General features: G+C 60.2%; 15 protein-coding genes and 1 riboswitch. Of the genes, 14 read left to right on the forward strand and 1 reads right to left on the reverse strand.

What is annotated here, in order from left to right; translation table 11 throughout:
* Window positions 1–580 precede the first annotated feature (580 nt).
* The 12 genes from GLX_RS12960 (at window position 581) to htpG (ending at window position 18,520) form a co-directional block, all read left to right on the forward strand.
* Window positions 581–1,618 (forward strand): glycosyl hydrolase family 8, encoded by a 1,038-nt coding sequence (locus tag GLX_RS12960; RefSeq protein ID WP_231850344.1) that lies wholly within the window; start codon window positions 581–583, stop codon window positions 1,616–1,618.
* Window positions 1,615–2,607, forward strand: coding sequence for an endoglucanase/beta-glucosidase (locus tag GLX_RS12965; RefSeq protein ID WP_014106412.1), 993 nt, complete (start codon window positions 1,615–1,617; stop codon window positions 2,605–2,607). Before GLX_RS12960 ends, GLX_RS12965 begins: the two co-directional genes overlap by 4 nt.
* Before the next feature lie 185 nt (window positions 2,608–2,792).
* The gene (gene bcsA / locus GLX_RS12970; protein ID WP_014106413.1) at window positions 2,793–5,030 is read left to right on the forward strand and encodes a UDP-forming cellulose synthase catalytic subunit; all 2,238 of its coding nucleotides are present in this window, start codon (window positions 2,793–2,795) and stop codon (window positions 5,028–5,030) included.
* Window positions 5,017–6,573 carry a cellulose biosynthesis cyclic di-GMP-binding regulatory protein BcsB gene (locus GLX_RS19230; RefSeq protein WP_269448782.1) on the forward strand — a complete coding sequence of 519 codons (1,557 nt, stop codon included), beginning with the start codon at window positions 5,017–5,019 and terminating at the stop codon, window positions 6,571–6,573. The genes bcsA and GLX_RS19230 overlap by 14 nt, the downstream gene beginning before the upstream one ends.
* Window positions 6,563–7,408: a cellulose biosynthesis cyclic di-GMP-binding regulatory protein BcsB gene (locus GLX_RS19235; RefSeq protein WP_014106415.1), complete on the forward strand. Its 846-nt coding sequence runs from the start codon at window positions 6,563–6,565 to the stop codon at window positions 7,406–7,408. The genes GLX_RS19230 and GLX_RS19235 overlap by 11 nt, the downstream gene beginning before the upstream one ends.
* A gap of 2 nt (window positions 7,409–7,410) precedes the next feature.
* Window positions 7,411–11,418 carry a cellulose synthase subunit BcsC-related outer membrane protein gene (locus GLX_RS12980; RefSeq protein ID WP_014106416.1) on the forward strand — a complete coding sequence of 1,336 codons (4,008 nt, stop codon included), beginning with the start codon at window positions 7,411–7,413 and terminating at the stop codon, window positions 11,416–11,418.
* The gene (bcsD, locus tag GLX_RS12985; protein WP_014106417.1) at window positions 11,418–11,888 is read left to right on the forward strand and encodes a cellulose biosynthesis protein BcsD; all 471 of its coding nucleotides are present in this window, start codon (window positions 11,418–11,420) and stop codon (window positions 11,886–11,888) included. The genes GLX_RS12980 and bcsD overlap by 1 nt, the downstream gene beginning before the upstream one ends.
* A gap of 227 nt (window positions 11,889–12,115) precedes the next feature.
* A complete protein-coding gene (locus tag GLX_RS12990; RefSeq protein WP_014106418.1) occupies window positions 12,116–14,317 on the forward strand; it encodes a beta-glucosidase in 2,202 nt (733 codons plus the stop codon).
* Window positions 14,318–14,325: 8 nt separating this feature from the next.
* The gene (locus GLX_RS12995) at window positions 14,326–14,964 is read left to right on the forward strand and encodes a hypothetical protein (RefSeq protein WP_014106419.1); all 639 of its coding nucleotides are present in this window, start codon (window positions 14,326–14,328) and stop codon (window positions 14,962–14,964) included.
* A 318-nt stretch (window positions 14,965–15,282) separates the two neighbouring features.
* Window positions 15,283–15,741 (forward strand): cupin domain-containing protein, encoded by a 459-nt coding sequence (locus GLX_RS13000; RefSeq protein ID WP_014106420.1) that lies wholly within the window; start codon window positions 15,283–15,285, stop codon window positions 15,739–15,741.
* Entirely contained in the window at window positions 15,738–16,376 is a 639-nt protein-coding gene (locus GLX_RS13005; RefSeq protein WP_014106421.1) for an NUDIX hydrolase, read from the forward strand. The genes GLX_RS13000 and GLX_RS13005 overlap by 4 nt, the downstream gene beginning before the upstream one ends.
* Before the next feature lie 260 nt (window positions 16,377–16,636).
* Window positions 16,637–18,520: a molecular chaperone HtpG gene (gene htpG, locus GLX_RS13010; protein ID WP_014106422.1), complete on the forward strand. Its 1,884-nt coding sequence runs from the start codon at window positions 16,637–16,639 to the stop codon at window positions 18,518–18,520.
* 387 nt (window positions 18,521–18,907) lie between these two features.
* On the opposite strand, the gene GLX_RS13015 is transcribed toward htpG, so the two are convergent.
* Window positions 18,908–19,462: a class I SAM-dependent methyltransferase gene (locus GLX_RS13015; RefSeq protein ID WP_014106424.1), complete on the reverse strand. Its 555-nt coding sequence runs from the start codon at window positions 19,460–19,462 to the stop codon at window positions 18,908–18,910.
* Window positions 19,463–19,545: 83 nt separating this feature from the next.
* Window positions 19,546–19,698: riboswitch (FMN riboswitch) on the reverse strand.
* Between the two features lie 205 nt (window positions 19,699–19,903).
* On the opposite strand from GLX_RS13015, the gene mtnA reads away from it, so the two are divergent.
* Window positions 19,904–20,995 (forward strand): S-methyl-5-thioribose-1-phosphate isomerase, encoded by a 1,092-nt coding sequence (gene mtnA / locus GLX_RS13020; RefSeq protein ID WP_014106425.1) that lies wholly within the window; start codon window positions 19,904–19,906, stop codon window positions 20,993–20,995.
* A gap of 134 nt (window positions 20,996–21,129) precedes the next feature.
* Window positions 21,130–22,926: an aspartate--tRNA ligase gene (aspS, locus tag GLX_RS13025; protein ID WP_014106426.1), complete on the forward strand. Its 1,797-nt coding sequence runs from the start codon at window positions 21,130–21,132 to the stop codon at window positions 22,924–22,926.
* The last annotated feature ends 4 nt before the right edge of the window (window positions 22,927–22,930 follow it).

Here is a 22,930-nt window from a genome sequence, read left to right on the forward strand (position 1 = left end):
AGGCGGGTTTTTCGTATGTAATCAGGGTTATCTATTTTTATCGAACAGCAATCTTTTCCTGTTCATGGCAATCTTTTTTATATTAATATATAATAAAGGCATCTTATGCCTCTATTTTTGCCGTCCGTCTAAAAACATTGATTTAGATCAACGTGCATTGAAATTTAAAAATATTTTCCGTCTTTTAATTTTCAGGCAGATGGCAGCATAGTGGAATCCTGTCATTTTCCGTATTTATCCTTTGAATTTCTGCAAGAATTATCCCCGGTAACCGGGAGGACGTGAGTCGGAGCCGACGTGACATAAATGCAACTTTTCTTGCGTTCCGGTTTGTTGGTGTGTGGGGGCTGTTTCACCGCGGGGGCGTAAGACGTTATGGTTCCCCCGGAATGAAGTCCTTAATCTGACATCGGTACCCTTTATCTTGCAGGATGAAGGAGTTTGCGATTAAGCCGTGATGGCACGGCGGACGGGAAACTGAACATCGAACCCTGCTGGTGATTGCATGGGTTCTGATTTCTGAGTGGTATGGTGATCGATGCTGTTGGATTTTATGAAGCTGCAAAAACAGGTATCCGGAATGGAACGTCGTTCTTTTCTGTCTGTCATGGCGGCAGTTGGCAGTATGTCGTTCATTTCTTCCGCAGTTGCAGCAGATGACCCTGTCATAAACGCCCAGTGGGCCATTTTCCGCACAAAATATTTTCATGCCGATGGCCGGATTATCGATACCGGCAATAGTGGTGAGTCCCATAGTGAAGGGCAGGGCTACGGCATGCTCTTCGCCGCAACCGCAGGCGACCAGACTACGTTCGAAGCCCTGTGGGCCTGGACACGTACCAACCTGCAACACAAGACCGACAAGCTGTTTTCCTGGCGCTACCTTGATGGGCACAATCCGCCGGTAGCCGACAAGAATAATGCGACCGATGGTGATCTGCTGATTGCGCTGGGTCTGGTACGCGCCGGGAAGCGTTGGGACAGGGCCGACTATATTCAGGACGCTATTGCCATCTATGGTGATGTGCTGAAGCTCATGACCATGCAGGTCGGGCCCTATAAGGTCCTGCTCCCTGGCGGTGTGGGTTTCGTGAATAAGGATTCGGTTACGCTTAACCTGTCCTACTACGTCATGCCCTCCCTCATGCAGGCGGTTGCGCTGTCTGGTGATGCAGGCTGGCAGAAGGTGATAGCGGACGGGCTCCTAATCATCGGTCAGGCCCGATTCGGGGAATGGAAGCTTCCACCGGATTGGATTTCGATCAATCGACAGAGCGTGCATGTCTCCATCGCCAAGGGGTGGCCGCCACGTTTCTCCTATGATGCGATTCGTGTGCCGCTGTACCTTTACTGGGCCCATATGCTTTCCCCGGAACTGCTGGCTGGCTATGCAAACTTCTGGAACCATTTCGGCGCGTCCGCCCTGCCGGGCTGGGTCGATCTGACCAACGGGACTCGTTCGCCTTACAACGCGCCGCCAGGGTATCTTGCTGTAGCAACGTGTTCCGGCCTGGCGTCTGCCGGTGGGTTACCGACGCTGAACAATGCGCCGGATTATTATTCTGCTGCCCTGACATTGCTGGTTTATATTGCCCGTGGCGAGGGAGGGGGAATGTGACTACGTCCAATAAGGAAAATGTGGTAGCGACTCCGCGTCCGACTGTGGATATGAATAATCCGCAGGACGTGGCCCGTATGCTGACCGGTGGCTATGGACTGAGCGGGGAGGGGTTTCATTATCATTCCTTTACGCGCCCGGTCATGCTGGATGTGACACCGGATCTACCCTCTGGTTACGAGGATGACACACGGCACCATTTGGACGATAACGTCACCGAATGCTCCTCCGTTCCGACTGCGGAGCCGGAACCCGTGGCCGAACCGGTGCATACGCCCGTAGCGCCTCCAGTTATTGCCGAAATTGCGCCCACGCCTCCTCCGCCGCCGCCTGCACCACCGCCGCCGCCGCCCCATACGCCGGTCGTGGCGCCTGCGCCGCATCAGCCCGAAGTGGTGGTGGACGTGCCTGTGCCCGAACCTGTGGTTGAAGTTGCCAAGGCGCAGGTTTCCGTCGCACCGGAAAAACCCCAGTTCGCGCCGACGGCGCAGGTTGCCCCTGCACCTTCTGCCGATACAGCGGCAACGGCCGGACGTGAACGGCGTGGACTACAGCCTTTTGCTGCTTCGCCCTCCACCCCTGCCGCCGCTACGCCGCCGCGTGCGGCTTTCTCCGATGCGCCGACGGTCCAGGCCGATGACTGGGCACCGGTGCCAAAGGCCCAGCAGCGCCGCGGTCAGCGCCCGACCGGACCGGGATTCTTTTTTGCCAAAGGGAATGACCGGGTCGTGACCGCCCGTCTGTTTCAGCCGGTAGCAGTGACACGTCCTGCTCCCAAACCTGCCACCAAGGTGACCACGATGACCAAATTCGACAAGAACGCACAGAATAACCCGGTGGGGCGTCGTCCTGCACCATCTGACAATTCGCCGACCCTGACGGAAGTTTTCATGACACTGGGCGGTCGCGCCACGGACCGCCTGGTCCCCAAGCCCAGCCTGCGTGATGCCCTGTTACGCAAGCGCGAGGAAGAAAACGGGCAATCCTGAGCTTGCCCGGGGCGCGTAGGGCCTGATGGCAGCCTGTCTGTTATGGATAAGGGATGCAGGCCCCGCCCCTATGAACCGCATGCCATGCGGGCCGAAAGGCGACATGAAGGACCGGAAGCGTCTGAAGGTTTTCTTTTTAGTGTAACTATCTGTTTTATCAGTATTTATTATCGGACGAATTATTGATGCCAGAGGTTCAGTCGTCAGCGCCCGCAGAAAGTTGGTTTGATCGCTTTTCCAACAGGATACTGTCACTGCGTGGTGCCAGTTATATCGTTGGGGCCGTGGGCCTGCTTGCCCTGCTTGCTGCGACCACGGTTACGCTGTCGCTAAATGAGCAGCTGATTGTGGCATTAGTGTGCATTGCGGTCTTTTTTATCGTTGGTCGCCGCAAGAGCCGTCGTACCCAGATCTTCCTGGAAGTCCTGTCGGCACTGGTATCGCTGCGCTACCTGACATGGCGTCTGACTGAAACGCTGGATTTCGAGACATGGCTCCAGGGCATGCTGGGTGTCACGCTGCTTCTGGCGGAACTGTACGCGCTCTACATGCTGTTCCTCAGCTATTTCCAGACCATTTCTCCCCTTCATCGCGCGCCGATCCCCCTCTCGCCCAACCCGGATGACTGGCCGACGGTCGACATCTTTATTCCGACCTACGATGAGAGCCTGAGCATCGTGCGCCTGACGGTGCTGGGGGCGCTGGGTATCGACTGGCCACCGGAGAAGGTAAACGTCTATATCCTTGATGATGGCAAACGTGAGGAGTTCGCCCGTTTTGCCGAGGAATGTGGCGCCCGCTACATCGCCCGCCCCGATAATGCACATGCCAAGGCCGGCAACCTTAACTACGCCATCAAGCATACGTCTGGTGAACACATCCTGATCCTGGACTGCGATCACATCCCGACCCGCGCGTTCCTGCAGATCGCGATGGGGTGGATGGTCGAGGATCCGAAGATTGCCCTGATGCAGACGCCGCATCACTTCTATTCCCCCGATCCGTTCCAGCGGAACCTGGCGGTTGGTTACCGTACGCCGCCTGAAGGCAATCTGTTTTATGGCGTTATTCAGGACGGTAACGATTTCTGGGATGCCACCTTCTTCTGCGGTTCGTGCGCCATCCTGCGCCGTAAGGCGATTGAGGAGATTGACGGCTTCGCAACCGAGACCGTAACGGAAGATGCCCATACCGCCCTGCGCATGCAGCGTCGGGGATGGTCAACCGCCTATTTGCGCATCCCGCTTGCCAGTGGTCTGGCAACGGAACGCCTCATGACGCATATTGGTCAGCGCATGCGCTGGGCGCGTGGCATGATCCAGATCTTCCGCGTTGATAATCCCCTGCTCGGGCCCGGCCTGACGCTGGGCCAGCGGCTTTGCTATCTCTCGGCGATGACATCGTTCTTCTTCGCCGTCCCCCGTGTCATCTTCCTTGCTTCCCCGCTGGCGTTCCTGTTCTTCAACCAGAATATCATTGCAGCTTCGCCCGTAGCGGTTCTGGCTTACGCCATTCCTCACATGTTCCACTCCATCGCGACTGCGTCAAAGGTGAACAAGGGGTGGCGCTATTCATTCTGGAGCGAAGTGTACGAGACCGTCATGGCACTGTTCCTTGTGCGCGTGACCATCGTGACGATGCTGTTCCCTTCCAAGGGCAAGTTCAACGTGACGGAAAAAGGTGGTGTTCTGGAGAACGAGGAATTCGACCTCGGTGCGACATATCCGAACATCATCTTCGCTGTGATCATGGCGGTTGGCCTGCTGCGCGGGCTATATGCCCTGATCTTCCAGCATTTGGACATAATCGGAGAGCGCGCTTACGCGCTGAACTGCATCTGGTCCGTGATCAGTCTCATCATCCTGCTTGCGGCCATTGCGGTGGGGCGTGAGACCAAGCAGATCCGGCACAGTCATCGTGTTGCCGCATGTATTCCCGTAACCGTTTACGATTACGAAGGGAATTCAAGTCACGGGGTCACGCAGGATGTCTCCATGGGTGGCGTGGCCATTCACATGCCGTGGCGTAATGTAACACCGGACCAGCCGGTGCAGGCCGTGGTTCATGCCGTGCTGGATGGTGAGGTCGTCAATCTTCCCGCCACCATGATCCGCTCTGTAAACGGCAAGGCGGTTTTTACCTGGAACATCACTTCGCTCTCGATTGAAGCCGCTGTCGTCCGGTTTGTGTTCGGTCGTGCCGATGCCTGGCTGCAGTGGAATGATTACGAAAATGACCAGCCGTTGCGAAGCCTGTGGAGCCTGATCTTCAGCATCAAGGCGCTGTTCCGCAAGAGGGGGCAGATAATGGCCCATAGTCGTCCGCAAAATAAACCCGTTGCATTGCCGGTTGAGCGCAGGGAGCCAACAAGCAGTCAGGGTGGTCAGAAACAGGAAGGAAAGATCAGTCGTGCGGCCTCGTGATATGAAAATGGTGTCCCTGATCGCGCTGCTGGTCTTTGCAACGGGAGCGCAGGCCGCGCCGGTTGCATCCAAAGCGCCAGCCCCCCAGCCAACGGGCGATAACCTGCCACCGCTGCCTGTTGCAGCACCCACGCCCGCTGCCCGGCCGACTTCCGCCGCGGCTCCTGCCGTCGATCCGGCTGCTGCCAGCGCGGTTAATACCATTGTGGACAATGCGGAAAACGCCGCCGGAATTGGTTCCGACGTGGCGACGGTGCATACCTACTCCCTGCGTGAGCTTGGTGCGCAGAGCGCGCTGACCATGCGCGGCGCTGCCCCCTTGCAGGGGCTGCAGTTCGGTATCCCGGCCGATCAACTCGTAACCTCGGCCCGGCTTGTCGTGTCGGGTGCGATGTCGCCCAATCTCCAGCCTGATAGCAGCGCGGTCACGATCACGCTGAACGAGCAGTATATCGGCACGCTGCGTCCAAATCCGTCACATCCGGCCTTCGGTCCGCTGTCCTTTGATATCAACCCGATCTTCTTTGTCAGCGGCAACCGCCTGAACTTCAATTTTGCGGCCGGTTCAAAAGGCTGCGCCGATCCCAGTAACGGGTTGCAGTGGGCCAGTGTGTCCGAGCACTCCGAACTTCAGATCACAACCATCCCGCTGCCTCCCCATCGTGAGTTGTCCCGGCTGCCGCAGCCGTTCTTTGATAAGAACGTAAGACAGAAAACGGTCATTCCGTTCGTGCTTGCACAAACATTTGATCCCGAAGTGCTGAAGGCATCCGGCATCCTGGCATCCTGGTTCGGCCAGCAGACCGATTTTCGTGGCGTGAACTTCCCGGTATTCTCCACCATTCCGCAGACGGGCAACGCCGTTGTGGTTGGTGTGGCGGATGAACTGCCGTCCGCTCTTGGCCGTCCCGCCATCAATGGCCCGACCCTGATGGAAGTTGCCAATCCTTCCGATCCCAACGGCACGATCCTGCTGGTAACAGGCCGGGACCGCGATGAAGTCATTGCTGCGAGCAAGGGTATAGGTTTCGGTTCTAGCGCGCTGCCGGTCGCGGCGCGCATGGATGTGGCACCGATTGATGTCGCGTCCCGCGTACCGAATGATGCGCCGTCCTTCATTCCGACCAACCGGCCTGTCCGGTTTGGGGAACTGGTGCCGGTCAGTGCCTTGCAGGGCGAGGGCTATACCCCAGGCGTGCTGTCCGTGCCGTTCCGCACATCACCTGACCTGTATACATGGCGTGACCGGCCGTACAAGCTGAACGTGCGCTTCCGTGCGCCCGATGGGCCGATCATTGACCTTGAGCGTTCGCATCTGGATGTGGGTATCAACAATACCTACCTGCAATCCTACTCCCTGCATGAAAAAAGCAGCATGGTGGACCAGTTGTTCCAGCGGATCAGCGGGGGAAACCAGACATCCAGCGTGCAGCAGCATACGCTTACCATTCCGCCATGGATGGTATTCGGCCAGGATCAGCTGCAGTTCTATTTTGATGCAGCTCCCCTGACCCGGCCCGAGCTTGATTCACATGTCGGTTGATCCGGATTCCACGATCGACCTGTCCAACGCCTACCACATCACGCGCATGCCTAACCTGGCTTACATGGCCAGCGCTGGGTACCCGTTCACCACCTATGCCGATCTGTCGCGCTCGGCCATGGTGCTGCCTGACCACCCGAATGGTACGATTATCAGCGCCTATCTCGATCTCATGGGCTTCATGGGGGCGACGACGTGGTACCCGGTATCGGGGCTCGATATCGTTTCGGCCGACCATGTAAACGATGTGGCGGACAGGAACCTGATCGTCCTGTCTACCCTGAGCGATAGCGGGGAGGTTTCTTCCCTGCTGTCGAATTCATCGTACCAGATTTCGGACGGGCGCCTGCACATGGGGATACGCTCCACTCTCAGGGGTGTGTGGAACATTTTCCAGGACCCGATGGCTGCCATCAACAATACCCACCCGACCGAGGTCGAAACGACGTTGAGCGGTGGCGTGGGGGCTATGGTGGAAGCGGAATCTCCGCTTTCATCGGGGAAAACCGTTCTCGCCCTGCTTTCGGCTGACGGGCAGGGGCTGGACAACCTGGTCCAGATCCTGGGGCAGCGTAAGAACCAGGCCAAGATTCAGGGTGATCTCGTGCTTGCGCATGGGGATGACCTGACATCATACCGTAGTTCACCTGTTTACACTGTTGGCACGCTGCCGATGTGGCTCATGCCGGACTGGTATATGCATAACCATCCCGTCCGTGTGATTGTGGTGGGGCTGTTTGGGTGCCTGTTAATTGTGGCTGTTCTGGTTCGTGCCCTGCTGCGGCATGCACTGTTCCGTCGGCGGCAGTTGCAGGAAGAAAGGCAGAAATCGTGAGTATGAACAGACGATACGTCTTTTCCCTTTCTGCCGGCCTGCTTGCCAGCAGTTGCATGACCGTGCTGGTCGCGGTGCCGGTGGCGGTGCGTGCCCAGCAGGCTTCCACTGCCATGACCGGAGCCCAGGCTTCGGGCGGGTCGGCGGCACCGCGGCAGATCCTGTTGCAGCAGGCGCGTTTCTGGCTCCAGCAGCAGCAGTATGACAATGCGCGTCAGGCCTTGCAGAATGCCCAGCGTATAGCCCCGAACTCCCCCGATGTGCTTGAGGTGCAGGGCGAGTACCAGACGGCAATGGGCAACCGGGAAGCCGCTGCCGATACGCTGCGCCATCTTCAGGAGGTGGCACCCGGCAGCACGGCCGCAAACAGCCTGAGTGATCTGCTGCACGAACGCTCCATCTCTGCGTCTGACCTGTCGCAGGTGCGTTCACTTGCCGCATCCGGGCATAATGCGCAGGCAGTGCAGGGGTACCAGAAGCTGTTCAGTGGTGGTAAGCCACCACGCTCGCTGGCGGTGGAATACTACCAGACCATGGCGGGCCTGCCGGTTGAATGGAGTCAGGCGCGGGCCGGGCTTGCCGGTATCGTGGCGGCCAATCCGCAGGATTATCATGCCCAACTCGCCTTTGCGCAGGCGCTGACATACAATACGACCACCCGTATGGAAGGACTGTCGCGGCTCAAGGACCTGCAGGGTTTCCGTAGCCAGGCCCCGGTCGAGGCCGCTGCTGCGACCCAGTCCTACCGGCAGACGCTTGGCTGGCTGCCCGTAACGCCGACCACCCAGCCGCTCATGCAGCAGTGGATTGATGCGCATCCCAACGATACCGAATTGCGCGAGCACATGGCCCATTCGTCCGGCGGGGCTCCGGACAAGGCTGGCCTTGCGCGCCAGGCAGGCTACCAGCAGCTCAATTCCGGCCGAATCTCTGCTGCCGAGCAGTCATTCCAGTCCGCATTGCAGATCAATTCCCATGATGCTGATGCCCTTGGCGGCATGGGTCTGGTCAGCATGCGGCAGGGTGATGCCGCAGAAGCGCGCCGTTATTTTCAGGAAGCGATGGCGGCCGACCCCAAGACGGCGGACCGCTGGCGTCCGGCGCTGGCAGGCATGGAAATCAGCGGTGACTATGCCGCGGTCCGCCAGCTTATTGCCGCCCATCAGTATGATGCGGCCAAGCAGCGCCTATCCTCTCTGGCACGCCGACCGGGCCAGTTTACCGGGGCCACGCTCATGCTGGCCGACCTGCAGCGTACGACAGGTCAGACCGGCAGCGCCGAGCAGGACTACCAGGCCGTGCTGTCGCGTGATCCTAACAGCCAGCTTGCCCTGATGGGCCTGGCGCGCGTGTATATGGAGCAGGGGAAAACGGCTGAAGCCCGACAGCTCCTGTCGCGTGTCGGACCGCAATACGCGACCCAGGTGGGGGAAATTCAGGTAACGGGCCTGATGACTGCCGCATCACAGACCTCGGATTCCGCGCGCAAGGTATCCATCTTGCGTGAGGCCATGGCCCAGGCCCCGCGCGACCCATGGGTGCGGATTAACCTGGCCAATGCCCTGCAGCAGCAGGGAGACATGGCGGAAGCCAGCCGTGTCATGCAGCCGATCCTGTCAAACCCCGTTACCGCGCAGGACCGGCAGGCCGGTATCCTGTTCACCTATGGCAGCGGTAATGATGCGATGACACGCCGCCTGCTTTCCGGCCTTTCACCCGATGACTATTCCCCCGCGATCCGTGCCATCGCAACGGAAATGGAAATCAAGCAGGATCTGGCCAGCCGCCTGGCCATGGTTGCCAATCCTGTTCCGCTGATCCGTGAAGCCCTGTCCCCGCCCGATCCGACGGGCGCGCGTGGTGTGGCGGTGGCCGACCTGTTCCGTCAGCGTGGTGATATGATCCATGCCCGGATGGCCTTGCGTATCGCTTCGTCCCGCACATTGGATCTTTCGCCTGACCAGCGGCTGGCTTACGCCACGGAATATATGAAGATCAGCAACCCGGTTGCCGCGGCCCGCCTGCTGGCTCCGCTGGGTGATGGCAGCGGCACGGGAGCGGGCAATGCCCTTCCGCCCGAACAGGTGCAGACCCTGCAGCAACTGCGCATGGGCATTGCCGTGGCTCAGTCCGACCTGCTCAACCAGCGTGGCGATCAGGCTCAGGCTTATGATCAGTTGGCCCCGGCCCTGCATGCCGATCCTGAAGCGACATCGCCCAAGCTGGCGCTGGCGCGGCTCTATAATGGTCAGGGTAAATCCGGCAAGGCACTGGACATCGACCTGGCCGTGCTACGGCATAACCCGCAGGATCTGGATGCGCGGCAGGCCGCCGTGCAGGCTGCCGTCAACAGCGATCGCAAAAGCCTTGCCACCCGCCTTGCAATGGATGGCGTGCAGGAAAGCCCGATGGATGCCCGCGCCTGGCTTGCGATGGCCGTGGCCGACCAGGCCGATGGCCATGGCCACCGGACCATCAGTGACCTGCGCCGGGCCTATGACCTGCGTCTGCAGCAGGTGGAGGGCACGCGGGCGAATGTCGGGGCGGGAGCGGGTGAACAGGAATCGCTCCAGCCCCCGTCAAGCAACCCGTTCCGCCATCATGGCTATGGACGGCAGACGGAGCTTGGCGCGCCGGTCACAGGCGGTTCCTACAGCATGGAAGCGACATCCCCCGAAGCGTCTGACCAGATGCTCTCCTCCATTGCCGGGCAGATCACCACGCTGCGTGAAAACCTGGCGCCTTCCATTGATGGCGGGCTGGGGTTCCGCTCGCGTTCGGGCGAGCACGGCATGGGCCGCCTGACGGAAGCGAATATTCCCATCGTAGGACGCCTGCCGCTGCAGGCGGGTGAATCCAGCCTGACCTTCTCGATCACGCCAACCATGATCTGGTCGGGCCAACTTGATACCGGTTCTGTCTATGACGTGCCCCGATATGGTACCAACATGGCGACACAGGCGCTTAACCAGTATGTCCGTTACCTGAACCATAACAACCCGAACGCAACCGGTGGTTATCATGGTGAGCGTATACAGGGCGGAGAGGGTGAAGCAGGCTTCGCGCCTGATGTCCAGTTCGGCAATAGCTGGGTGCGTGCCGATGTTGGGGCTTCCCCGATCGGATTCCCTATCACCAATGTGCTGGGTGGGGTCGAGTTTTCGCCGCGCGTCGGGCCGGTGACATTCCGTGTCAGTGCGGAACGCCGTTCGATTACGAACAGCGTCCTGTCCTACGGCGGTCTGCGTGATCCGAACTGGGAAAACAATATCGGGCGGTATTATCGGGAAATTTCCCGTCTGGCCGATAGGACTTTTGGCACTCATCTTGCTTCGGAATGGAGAGGGGAGTGGGGCGGCGTCGTCACCAACCATTTCCATGGTCAGGTCGAGGCGACACTGGGCAATACCATCCTGTACGGTGGCGGTGGCTATGCCATCCAGACCGGCAAGAACGTCAAGCAGAATAATGAGCGTGAGGCAGGGATTGGTGTCAACACGCTGGTCTGGCATAATGCCAACATGCTGGTGCGCATCGGTGTCAGCCTGACCTATTTCGGTTATGCCAAAAATCAGGATTTCTATACATATGGACAGGGTGGTTACTTCTCGCCCCAGTCCTATTACGCGGCAACCGTGCCCATCCGTTACGCCGGGCAGCACAAGCGGCTGGACTGGGATGTGACAGGAAGCGTGGGTTACCAGGTGTTCCATGAACACTCGGCCCCGTTCTTCCCCACATCATCGCTCATGCAGGCCGGTGCCGAAACAGTGGCCGCCAGTTATCTGGCCAATGCAACGCCATCGGATTATCTCTCCCAGGAGACAGTCAACAGCGCCTACTATCCGGGGGATAGTATTGCTAGTCTTACTGGCGGATTTAATGCTAGGGTCGGGTATCGATTTACCCACAATCTTCGTCTTGATCTGTCGGGGCGCTGGCAGAAGGCCGGCAACTGGACTGAAAGCGGCGCCATGATTTCCGCACACTATCTTATTATGGACCAGTAATGACAACTTTCAACGCAAAACCGGACTTTTCGCTGTTCCTGCAGGCCCTGTCCTGGGAGATTGATGATCAGGCCGGCATTGAGGTGAGGAACGACCTGCTGCGCGAGGTCGGTCGTGGCATGGCGGGTCGGCTGCAGCCGCCGCTGTGTAACACCATTCACCAGTTGCAGATCGAACTGAACGCTCTGCTGGCCATGATCAACTGGGGCTATGTGCAGCTTGAACTGCTGCCCGAAGACCAGGCCATGCGTATCGTCCATGAAGAACTGCCGCAGGTGGGCAGCGCAGGTGAGCCGGCAGGCACGTGGCTGGCGCCGGTGCTCGAAGGGCTGTATGGCCGCTGGATCACGTCGCAGCCCGGTGCGTTTGGTGATTATGTCGTTACGCGCGATGTGGATGCGGAAGATCTCAACTCCGTTCCCAGCCAGACGATCATTCTGTACATGCGCACCCGCAGCAGCGCCAGCTGACCGGACCGCGCCCCGTGTCCTGATCTGGTGCACAGACCCTGCCCGCAGGCATATCCATGCCTTGCTGGCAGGGTTTTTCGTATGGGACGCTGATTTCTGCATACAGGATTGCGCTAGATCATGCGGGCCGGGGGAGGAATGTTTCACATTGTTATCATGGTGGCGCGCCATTAGCCTGCCACATGCCGTGATGTGACTTTTGTCACAACCAAGGAGGAGCAAGCCGCATGAGACTGTCCCGCAAGATATGCCTGCTTTCCGCCGTGGCGTGGGGGCTGGGCGCTGGCGTGCCCGCTCAGGCCCGTCATGCCGCCACAGCCAGTGATCTGGCCGATGAGCAGGCGCGGCAGGTACTCGCGCATATGAGCCTGCAGGACAAGATGGCCCTGCTGTTCAGCGTGGATGGCGGCGGTTTCAATGGCAGTGTTGCCCCTCCTGGTGGCCTGGGTTCGGCGGCTTACCTGCGCGCGCCTCCCGGTTCGGGCCTGCCGGACTTGCAGATATCGGATGCTGGGGTTGGCGTGCGCAATCCTGCGCATATCCGCCCCAATGGCGCGGCGGTCTCCCTGCCATCCGGTCTGGCCACAGCCAGTAGTTGGGATATGGACATGGCCCGGCAGGCGGGCGAGATGATCGGGCGGGAGGCATGGCGCAGCGGTTTTAACATCCTGCTGGGCGGGGGGGCGGACCTTACGCGTGACCCGCGTGGCGGCCGTAACTTTGAATATGCGGGTGAAGACCCGCTCCAGACCGGGCGCATGGTGGGCAGCACCATTGCTGGCGTGCAGTCGCAGCACGTCATTTCCACGCTCAAGCATTACGCGATGAATGATCTTGAAACATCGCGCATGACCATGAGCGCCGACATCGACCCTGTGGCGATGCGCGAGAGCGACCTGCTGGGCTTCGAGATTGCGATTGAAACCGGACACCCCGGTTCCGTCATGTGCTCGTACAACCGGGTGAATGACCTGTATGCGTGTGAAAACCCCTATCTGCTGAATACGACGCTGAAGCAGGACTGGCACTATCCCGGCTTTGTCATGTCCGACTGGGGGGCCACGCATTCTTCTGCCCGCGCGGCGCTGGCGGGGCTGGATCAGGAGTCAGCAGGGGACCATGCCGATGCGCGCCCCTATTTCACGGCCCTGCTTGCAGCAGACGTCAAGGCCGGGCGCGTGCCTGCTTCCCGTATTGATGACATGGCCCAGCGCATTGTCCGTTCCCTGTTTGCGGCAGGGCTGGTCAGCCATCCGCCCCAGCGCGGGCCACTGGATGTCGTAACCGATACCCTGGTAGCCCAGCATGATGAGGAGGAAGGCGCGGTCCTGCTGCGTAATGAAGGGGGTATCCTGCCGCTTTCGCCCACGGCGCGGATCGCGGTCATTGGCGGGCATGCCGATGCGGGCGTGATTTCGGGTGGCGGGTCCAGCCAGGTCGATCCCATCGGGGGGGAAGCGGTAAAGGGGCCGGGCAAGAAGGAATGGCCGGGTGATCCGGTCTATTTCCCCTCATCACCGCTCAAGGCCATGCGGGCCGAGGCACCTGATGCCCATATCACGTATGAGTCAGGCACCAATATTGCCGCTGCCGTGCGCGCCGCGCGGGCGGCCGACGTGGCGGTCGTGTATGCAACACAGTTCACCTTTGAGGGGATGGACGCGCCCAGTATGCATCTGGACGCCAATGCCGATGCCCTGATTACGGCCGTGGCCGCAGCCAACCCGCGTACCGTGGTGGTGATGGAAACCGGCGACCCGGTGCTCATGCCGTGGAACAGCAGCGTGGCTGGCGTGCTGGAGGCATGGTTTCCCGGTTCCGGTGGTGGCCCTGCCATTGCGCGCCTGCTGTTTGGCAAGGTCGCGCCTTCGGGGCACCTGACCATGACCTTCCCGCAGGCTGAAAGCCAGTTGGCCCACCCCGATATTGCCGGTGTCACGGCGGACAACGTGTTCGAGATGCAATTCCATACCGATCAGGAACTGGTCTATGACGAAGGCAGTGATGTGGGTTACCGCTGGTTCGACCGCAATCACCTCAAGCCGCTCTACCCGTTCGGGTATGGCCTGACCTACACCACCTTCAGCACCGATGGGCTGGCGGTGCACAAGCATCATGATACGGTCAGCGTAACCTTTAACGTGCATAATACCGGTAACCGTGCCGGTGTGGATGTGCCGCAGGTTTATGTGGGTCTGCCTGATGGCGGCGCACGCAGGCTTGCTGGCTGGCAGCGGGTGAGTCTGGCGCCAGGTGAGAGCCGTGAGGTCACGGTCCAGCTCGATCCGCGTCTGCTGGCGCATTTTGATGGCAGGAAGGACCGCTGGAGTATTCCTTCGGGTAAGTTCCGGCTGTGGCTTGCGGATTCGGCAGCCGATGAGCGCCAGCAGGTGAGCATGCACCTGCCCGGTCACACCCTGGCGCCCTGAGGCGGATCATGTGGCGCGCGACCTGTCTTGTGCTGGGGGCGGCTGTGCTGGCTGTCTCCACTCCGGTCCATGCCGTGTCCCTGCCCGATACCCCGCTCAACCGCGCACGCGCACAGATGGCCGTGCAGGAACTGGAAATTATGCTGCTGACCCACCCCAGCGCCACCCTTGCGCTGGAGGCGTGGTGCACCACCCACCACCTGGCCGATAGCCCGGTCGTGACAGCACGTAAGATGACGGTGGCCGAGCCTGACGATGCGCCCCCTGCCGTGCGCGCCAACCTGGGTGTTAGCGCCACGCAACGGGTACGACACCGACAGGTGCAGCTTGTCTGTGGCGCGCATGTGCTTTCGGTGGCCGATAACTGGTATGTGCCCGATCGGCTCCCGGCACAGATGAATGTCATATTGGAACAGACCGATACATCATTCGGTCATGTGGTGGCACCGCTGCATTTTTCACGCACCCGTCTGGAGTTCGACCGCCTGTGGTCTCCATGGCCGGGCCTGATGCCTGCGGCCAGCCTTGCCGTGCCCGCGATAATCGTGCGCCAGCGCGCGGTGCTGCATGATGAACACGGCCAGCCCTTTAGCGAAGTTGTGGAAACCTATACCGATCAGACGCTTGATTTCCTGTCCGCTGGCTAGCAGGCTGTCGGATTGGGATTTTTTACGCAACAACATTGCTTGAATTATGAAAATCATAGAATTTTCGACGTAACGAACAGGAATATGTTTTCATAAGTTATGAATAATATCCATTTTAGTTTCCAATCCGACAGCTTTTCTAGAGTATATCCTGTTTGAATGCATGTCTCCAAACAGGTGGAGATACTTTAAAAACAATAAACTAGAACATTGTTGCCAAACCGGTTTCCGGTGGAGCTGCTCTGGCGGCCTGTCTTGCGGCGTGAGGACAGTGGCGTTACGCCAGTATATGGCCCGTTACCCGAGCAAGGACAGCCCATGACAGACCTGCGAGATCCCACCACGCCCGCTGATGATGTGCGGCGCGTACTGGGTTTGCAACCTCACCCCGAAGGCGGCAGTTACCGCGAGATATGGCGTGATACGCCCGACGATGGTACGCGGGGCGCGGTCTCGACCATTACCTTCGTGCTGGCAGCAGGCGAGCGTTCGCACTGGCATCGGGTGGATGCAGCGGAAATCTGGTGCTGGCAGGGTGGTAGCCCTCTTGTGCTGGAAATTGCCATGGGAGCCGGGGCACCGGTTACGCAGGTCGTACTCGGCCCGCTACCGGAGCAGGGGCAGGTGCTGCAGGCGGTCGTGCCAGCGGGGGCATGGCAGGCAGCGGCCAGCCAGGGGGGCTGGAGCCTGATGGGGTGCCAGGTTGCGCCCGCCTTTCAGTTCAGCAGCTTTGAACTGGCTCCCCCTGACTGGTTGCCAGAAAGGGCACGCGCATGAAGACGCCCCTCGTACCGAAATGGTTGGTCTGGGCGCGTGACCTGCAGGCGCTGGCGCAGAGTGGATTGGCCTATGCCGAGAGCCCGTTCGACCGGGAACGCTATGAAAGCATAATGAAAATCGCAGCTGATATGATGGCTACAGGTAGCAATGCGGATATGGCCCGTGTGCTGGATCTGTTTGCGGGGCAGGAGGGTTATGCCACGCCCAAGGCCGTGGTGCGTGCGGCCGTGTTCGATGCGCAGGGGCGTATCCTGCTGGTGCGCGAAGTGCTGGACCAGCACCGCTGGACCCTGCCCGGCGGTTGGGCGGACGTTAATCTTACCCCCGTTGAGAACACAATCAAAGAAGTGCGGGAGGAAAGCGGCTTCGATGTCCGTGTCACCCGACTTGCTGCCGTGTGGGACCGTGACCGGCAGGGGCATCCGCCGGGTCCGTTCTCATGCTATACGCTGTGCTTCGTGTGTGAACTGACGGGTGGCACGGCTACGACCAGTGTCGAGACATCGGAGATCGGCTGGTTTGCCGAGGGTGAGATACCCGCTGACCTGTCATTGGGCCGGGTGCTGCCTGCCCAGATCGCCCGCTTGTTCGCCCACCGTCGCCATGCTGGCCTACCCACGGATTTTGACTGAGTGCGCGCGCCAAAATAACCGGTTGATGAGGAATAAAAGTTTTTGGGTGCTGCTTTTTTTTAAAAGGCGGCGTTTCCTTAAAGGCTTTTTGAAAAAAGCTTCACCAGAACGTCCGGTTCATTTACGGGGTGCTTCAAAGGCCGGATACTGGAACGGTTTGTGCATCCGGGCGCGGTGCAGGTCATTGAAAAGGCCGTAAAGATTTCCATATTCAATACAAATTGTAATTCATCGTATTTCAACAGTTACAGGAACAGTCCATGACGGAACAGACAACATCCCCTACGCCGGAAGCCACGGGCGAGCAGCATGAATTCAGTGCCGAGGTCGGTCGCCTGCTCGACCTTGTGGTGCATGCACTGTATTCCGAGCGTGAAATCTTCCTGCGCGAACTGGTCGCCAATGCGGCCGATGCTACCGACAAGCGTCGCTTCGAGGCCCTGACCGATGGCGCGTGCGCCCTGCCCGAAGATGCGAAGATACGCATCAACCCCGACAAGGACGCCCGCCTGCTGACCATTACCGATGATGGCGCGGGCATGAGCAAGGAGGAGCTTGCCCGCAATCTGGGCACTATCGCCCGCTCCGGCACCCGCGCCTTTGGCGAGGAACTTGCGAATGCCAAGCCCGAGGACAAGCCGAGCCTGATCGGGCAGTTCGGTGTCGGCTTCTATGCCGCCTTCATGGTAGCGGACAGGGTGGATGTGATTTCGCGTCGCGCGGGCAGCGATGAAGCCTGGCAGTGGTCATCTACCGGCAAGGGCAACTATACCATCAGCCCCGCCACACGTGAAAAGCCGGGTACCGACATCATCCTGCACATCAAGGACGATGCGAACGACTTCCTTGATTCATGGCAGCTTGAGAGCATCGTGCGCAAATGGGCCGACCACATTTCATGGCCCATTACCATCGTTAAGGATGGCGAGGAAACTTCGGCCAACAAGGGCACGGCGCTGTGGCGCAAGCCGCGTGGTGGCATTGAGGAAGAGCAGCTTAACGAGTTCTACCGCCACGTCAGCCACAATTTCGATACGCCGTGGGCCACACTGCACTGGCATGCCGAAGGCATGATGGAGTTCTCGGCATTGCTGTTCATTCCCGGCAGCAAGCCCTTCGAGTTTGCCGAACCGGTGCGCGAAAGCCAGATCCGCCTGCATGTTCGCCGCATGTTCATTACCGATGATGCGGGCCTGCTGCCGCCGTGGCTGCGCTTCGTGACCGGCGTGGTGGATACTGAGGACCTGCCGCTCAACGTCTCGCGCGAGATGCTGCAGGCTACACCGGTGCTGGCGCGTATCCGCAAGGCGGTGACCAACCGCGTGATCTCCGAACTCAAGACCCGCGCAAAGGACGAGGCGGATTTTGACAAGTTCTGGGACAATTTCGGCCCCACCTTCAAGGAAGGGATCTGGGATGATGCCGAGCACCGTACGGAACTGGCCACAATCGCTCGTTTCCGCTCCAGCACGCAGGAAGGCTGGACCACGTTGGATGCGTATCTGGAGCGCAGGAAGCCCGAGCAGGAAGCTATTTACTACCTGACTGGCGACCGCACGGAAATGCTGCCGTCCTCGCCGCAGCTTGAAGGTTTCCGCGCACGCGGGATCGAGGTGCTGCTGCTGTCTGATCCGGTGGATTCCTTCTGGCCTGACCGTCTGGGTGTGTACAAGGATACGCCCCTGCGTAACATCAGCCAGTTCCACACCGACCTGGAAAAGTTCGGTGCCCCGGAGGAGACGGCGGATGAAAAGGCAGCATTGGAAGTGGTCATTCCCGCGCTGAAGGAAGCGCTGGGTGATGCGGTATCGGATGTGAAGGGTACCAACCGTCTGGTTAACAGCGCCGTGGTGCTGGCAGCTCCCGAATCCGGGCCGGACCTGCAGATGATCCGCCTGATGAAGCGCAGCGGCCAGCAGGTGCCTGACACGGCGCCCGTGCTGCAGGTCAACCCGGGCCACCCGCTGATCGCAGACCTTGCGGCGCGGGTGAAAAATGGCGACCCGGTGCAGGATATTGCCCTTGTGCTGATGGATATGGCCCGCATCCAGGATGGTGAAAGCCCGAAGGATCCGACCGGATTTGCCCAGCGCCTGACCGCAATCCTGACGCGCCTGCCGCTGACGGACGGTCCCCAGGGCTGATCTGCCTGACTGCCAGTGTGATCTGCCCCGCCATGCATGCCGCATGGCGGGGCAGATCCGTTTTGAAGCGTGAAAAAATTTTTGGTGAAGCTTTTTTCAAAAAGCTTCGACGAACGCTGCCGTCCTGAAAAGAAGGGGTAATCTGGAAATTTTTATTATTTCTTCTCAATGGTTTTTGGGGCCACAAGAATAAGCATGGGGGACCGGCGCAGTGTATCTTCCAGATCAGGCCGGCCCTGCAGGATATCGGCAGGCGGGCAGGGCTTGGCTAGATGGCGGAGCCGGAAGCCACAGTCGAGAAGCGTGTTGACGTAGGTTTCCATCGTGCAGTGGTATTTGATTACCCCATCAACAAACCATGACGTGCTGCGCGCAGCCCTGCTGCAACTAGTGGTCGGGTGGCCAGTGCAGCTTGTTGCCCTCCGCATCACGCACCCACCCCACGGGGTGGGCGGTCTGGAGCGGATGCTCGACGGAAAAAATGAAGGTGCCGCCGGGTTTCAGGCTATCGAAAACGCGGCGCACCACGGCCGGATAATCCGCGATGTAGTGCAGGGCAAGGGATGAAACCACAAGGTCGAAGGCCGCCTGTGCCGTCACGCAGTCCTCGATGGAGGCGTGCAGGTAGGTAATGGCCGGATCATGGGTCAGCGCGCGTGCGGCCTCGATCATGTTTGCCGATACATCCAGCGCGGTAACCCGGTCTGCGCCCTGTGCGCGGGCATGGCGGGCAAAGTCGCCAAACCCGCATCCCAGATCGAGTACGGCCCTGCCGCGCAGGTCGGGCAGCAGGCCGCGCATGGCCGGGATCTCCAGTGCGCCGTTCAGCCCCGTGTCCTGTTCACGAAGGGTGCGGTACCCTTCAAAAAAACGCGGATCATCATAAATGTTCTGCGGTGATGGGGCGGGCGCCGTGTTATGGTTTTCGTGTGAAGTCGTCATGTGTCATGTCTCCCCTGGTGGACTCGGTCGTCATCCAGGGCGATCACGGGCGCGCACCGATCGCCCGCATGGGCCGTGCAGCCGCCAGTTCTCTTCTATCCGGACTGTAACCGTCGGCTCTGGTTTCCCACCAGATCTGCTGACTCCGGCACGCAGGGCATGCCGGGCGCTCGCGGGCTTCAGGCCGTGCGCCTGTTACCGCCGGTAGGGACTTCCACCCCGCCCTGAGAACACTGGCACCCACAATAAGGGGAGTGCTGCAATGGCAGCAAGCCTGTGGAGACATCCATGATCCGGTTGTATGATAAAGGGACGCTGCAAGGGACCAGATCTGCCGGAATTAAAGGCGCATGGTAGATCAGGGCTTGAATAACAGCCTGCCGAATGTTTCCCTACGCTCCCTTTTGTGTGTTCTGGCTTTTCAATGGCGGCAAGTATTATATGAAAATTGATAACGTCTCTTATCGCAGCGTATGGGTGGACACGGATGATGGCTGGTCGGTCCATATCTTTGACCAGACCCGTCTGCCGTGGTCGCTTGATATCCTGCGCCTGACCGGGCGTGACCAGGTGGCGCACGCCATCCGCACTATGCAGGTGCGTGGCGCACCGCTGATCGGGGCTGTTGCGGCCTACGGGCTGGCGCTGGCGCTGCGACATGACAGCAGCGATGCAGCCATGGAACGTGACGCGGCCCTGCTTGCGGCCACGCGGCCCACGGCGGTCAACCTTGGCTGGGCGATCCGACGCATGCTGACCCGCCTGCGCACCACGGCCGTCGCGGACCGTGCTGCGGCAGCGTATGACGAAGCCGGGCGCATCTGTGATGAAGACGTGATCCAGAACGAGGCCATTGGTCGGCAGGGCCTTGAACTGATCGTGGAAATCGCTGCCCGCCGTCCCGGCCCGGTCAATATTATGACCCACTGTAACGCTGGCTGGATTGCAACCGTGGATTGGGGCACCGCCCTTGCCCCGATCTACATGGCGCATGACCGGGGTATTGACGTGCATGTGTGGGTGGATGAAACCCGCCCGCGCAACCAGGGGGCCTCGCTGACGGCATGGGAACTGGGGCGCCACGGGGTTAAGCACACGGTCATTGCCGATAACGCTGGCGGCCACCTGATGCAGCATGGCCAGGTGGACATGGTGATTGTGGGTACCGACCGCGTGACCCGCACGGGAGATGTGGCCAACAAGATCGGCACCTATCTCAAGGCGCTGGCGGCGCATGACAATGGCGTGCCCTTCTGGGTGGCGCTGCCATCTACCACCATCGACTGGACCATCAGTGATGGCGTGAAGGAAATCCCGATCGAGGAACGCAGCGGGCGGGAAGTCACCCACATACAGGGCCGGGATCAAGCAGGTCATGTGACCAGCGTACAGCTTGTGCCCGATGGCAGTGCGGCCGCCAATCCGGCGTTTGACGTGACCCCCGCGCGCCTTGTGACCGGGCTGATTACCGAACGCGGCCGCTGCCCCGCTACTGCGGACGGGCTGTGCGACCTGTTCCCCGAATACGTGTAAGGTACGGCCCCGCAGGCCGGGGCTGCCACCTATAACCTTGACAGGCGCGGGTGGGATTGGCTTTGTCGCGCCTGCAACCGGGTGTGGCCCCATGGGGCGCACTCCCCCAAATCTGGTAGAATCAGGACAAGATCATGCATCCCTATCGTACCCATAGCTGTGCGGCCCTGCGGGCTGCCGACGCCGGGCAGACGGCCCGCCTTTCTGGATGGGTACATTCCAAGCGCGATCATGGCGGCCTGCTGTTCATTGATCTGCGCGACCATTTCGGCATGACGCAGATCGTGATCCCCGCAGGCTCCCCCGTGCTGGAAACGGCGGAGCGCGTGCGCGTGGAAAGCGTGCTGACGGTTACTGGAGAAGTCGTGCTGCGTGATGGTGCGACCAAGAACCCGAACCTGCCCACGGGCGAGATTGAACTGCGTGCGCGTGAGATCGCGGTCCAGTCCAGCGCCGACGTGCTGCCGCTACAGGTGGCGGGCAACGAGCACTACCCCGAGGACCTGCGCCTGACCTACCGCTACATCGACCTGCGGCGTGACAAGGTGCATCGCAACATCATGCTGCGCGCGCAGGTGATCGCCAGCCTGCGCAGGCGGATGACGGATCTGGGCTTTGTGGAATTCCAGACCCCGATCCTGACCGCGTCTTCGCCCGAAGGCGCGCGCGACTTCCTGGTGCCCGCGCGCATGCATCCAGGCAAGTTCTATGCCCTGCCGCAGGCCCCGCAGCAGTTCAAGCAGTTGGCGATGGTGGCGGGCTTTGACCGCTATTTCCAGATCGCGCCCTGCTTCCGTGACGAAGCCGCCCGCGCCGACCGCTCGCCCGGTGAGTTCTACCAGCTTGATTTTGAAATGGCGTTCGCCACACAGGAAGATGTGTTCGCAACCCTTGAGCCGGTTATGGAAGGCGTGTTTCGCGAATTCGGTGGCGGCCGCATCGTAAGTGAAGGCCCGTTCGAGCGTATTCCCTATGCCACGGCCATGGCAGTCTATGGCAGCGACAAGCCTGACCTGCGCAACCCGCTCAAACTCTCGGACGTGACCGAAGCCTTCGCCGGGTCCGGCTTTGGCCTGTTTGCGCGCATCGCGGCCGATGGCGGCCAGATCCGCGCCATCCCGGCCCCCGGCGCGGGTGACCGCCCGCGTGCGTTCTTTGACAAGCTGAACAACTGGGCGCGCGAATCCGGTGCCGGCGGCCTTGGCTACATCATTTTTGCCGAAGATGGCGGCAAGGGCCCGATCGCCAAGAACCTTGAGACCGACCGGATTGAGGCCATTCGTGCCAAGACCGGCCTGAAGGCGGGCGACGCCGTGTTCTTCGTCGCGGGCAAGGGCGATGAGATGGTCAAGTTCTCCGGTGCCGTGCGCACGCGCGTTGCAACCGAACTGGACCTGATCGAACAGAATGCCTTCCGCTTCTGCTGGATCACGGATTTCCCGATGTATGAGCGCAACGAGGAAACGGGCGAGATCGATTTCTCTCACAACCCGTTCTCCATGCCGCAGGGTGGCATGGACGCGCTGCTCAATCAGGACCCGCTGACCATCAAGGCATTCCAGTACGATATCGTGTGCAACGGCATCGAACTGTCCTCTGGCGCGATCCGTAACCACCAGCCTGATGTGATGATCCGCGCCTTTGAGATCGCAGGCTATCCGGCCAGCGAGGTCGAGGCCCGCTTTGGCGGCATGCTCAACGCCTTCCGCTACGGCGCGCCGCCGCATGGTGGCTCGGCGCCGGGCGTAGACCGCATCGTGATGCTGCTGGCCGATGAGCCGAACATCCGCGAAGTGATCCTGTTCCCGCTTAACCAGCAGGGCGAGGACCTGATGATGGGCGCGCCTGCACCGGTCGAGCCGCAGCGGCTCAAGGAACTCTCCCTTGCCCTTGACCTGCCGCGCCCTAAGCCCGGACAGGCCAAGAACTGACCTG

The organism is Komagataeibacter medellinensis NBRC 3288 (assembly GCF_000182745.2).
Lineage (GTDB): Bacteria > Pseudomonadota > Alphaproteobacteria > Acetobacterales > Acetobacteraceae > Komagataeibacter > Komagataeibacter medellinensis.

Coding starts and splice junctions, on each gene's coding strand:
- GLX_RS12960 (WP_231850344.1), top strand. CDS start 581: ATGGAACGTCGTTCTTTTCTGTCTGTCATGGCGGCAGTTGGCAGTATG.
- bcsA (WP_014106413.1), top strand. CDS start 2,793: ATGCCAGAGGTTCAGTCGTCAGCGCCCGCAGAAAGTTGGTTTGATCGC.
- GLX_RS19235 (WP_014106415.1), top strand. CDS start 6,563: ATGTCGGTTGATCCGGATTCCACGATCGACCTGTCCAACGCCTACCAC.
- GLX_RS12980 (WP_014106416.1), top strand. CDS start 7,411: ATGAACAGACGATACGTCTTTTCCCTTTCTGCCGGCCTGCTTGCCAGC.
- bcsD (WP_014106417.1), top strand. CDS start 11,418: ATGACAACTTTCAACGCAAAACCGGACTTTTCGCTGTTCCTGCAGGCC.
- GLX_RS12990 (WP_014106418.1), top strand. CDS start 12,116: ATGAGACTGTCCCGCAAGATATGCCTGCTTTCCGCCGTGGCGTGGGGG.
- GLX_RS12995 (WP_014106419.1), top strand. CDS start 14,326: ATGTGGCGCGCGACCTGTCTTGTGCTGGGGGCGGCTGTGCTGGCTGTC.
- GLX_RS13000 (WP_014106420.1), top strand. CDS start 15,283: ATGACAGACCTGCGAGATCCCACCACGCCCGCTGATGATGTGCGGCGC.
- GLX_RS13005 (WP_014106421.1), top strand. CDS start 15,738: ATGAAGACGCCCCTCGTACCGAAATGGTTGGTCTGGGCGCGTGACCTG.
- htpG (WP_014106422.1), top strand. CDS start 16,637: ATGACGGAACAGACAACATCCCCTACGCCGGAAGCCACGGGCGAGCAG.
- GLX_RS13015 (WP_014106424.1), bottom strand. CDS start 19,462: ATGACGACTTCACACGAAAACCATAACACGGCGCCCGCCCCATCACCG.
- mtnA (WP_014106425.1), top strand. CDS start 19,904: ATGAAAATTGATAACGTCTCTTATCGCAGCGTATGGGTGGACACGGAT.
- aspS (WP_014106426.1), top strand. CDS start 21,130: ATGCATCCCTATCGTACCCATAGCTGTGCGGCCCTGCGGGCTGCCGAC.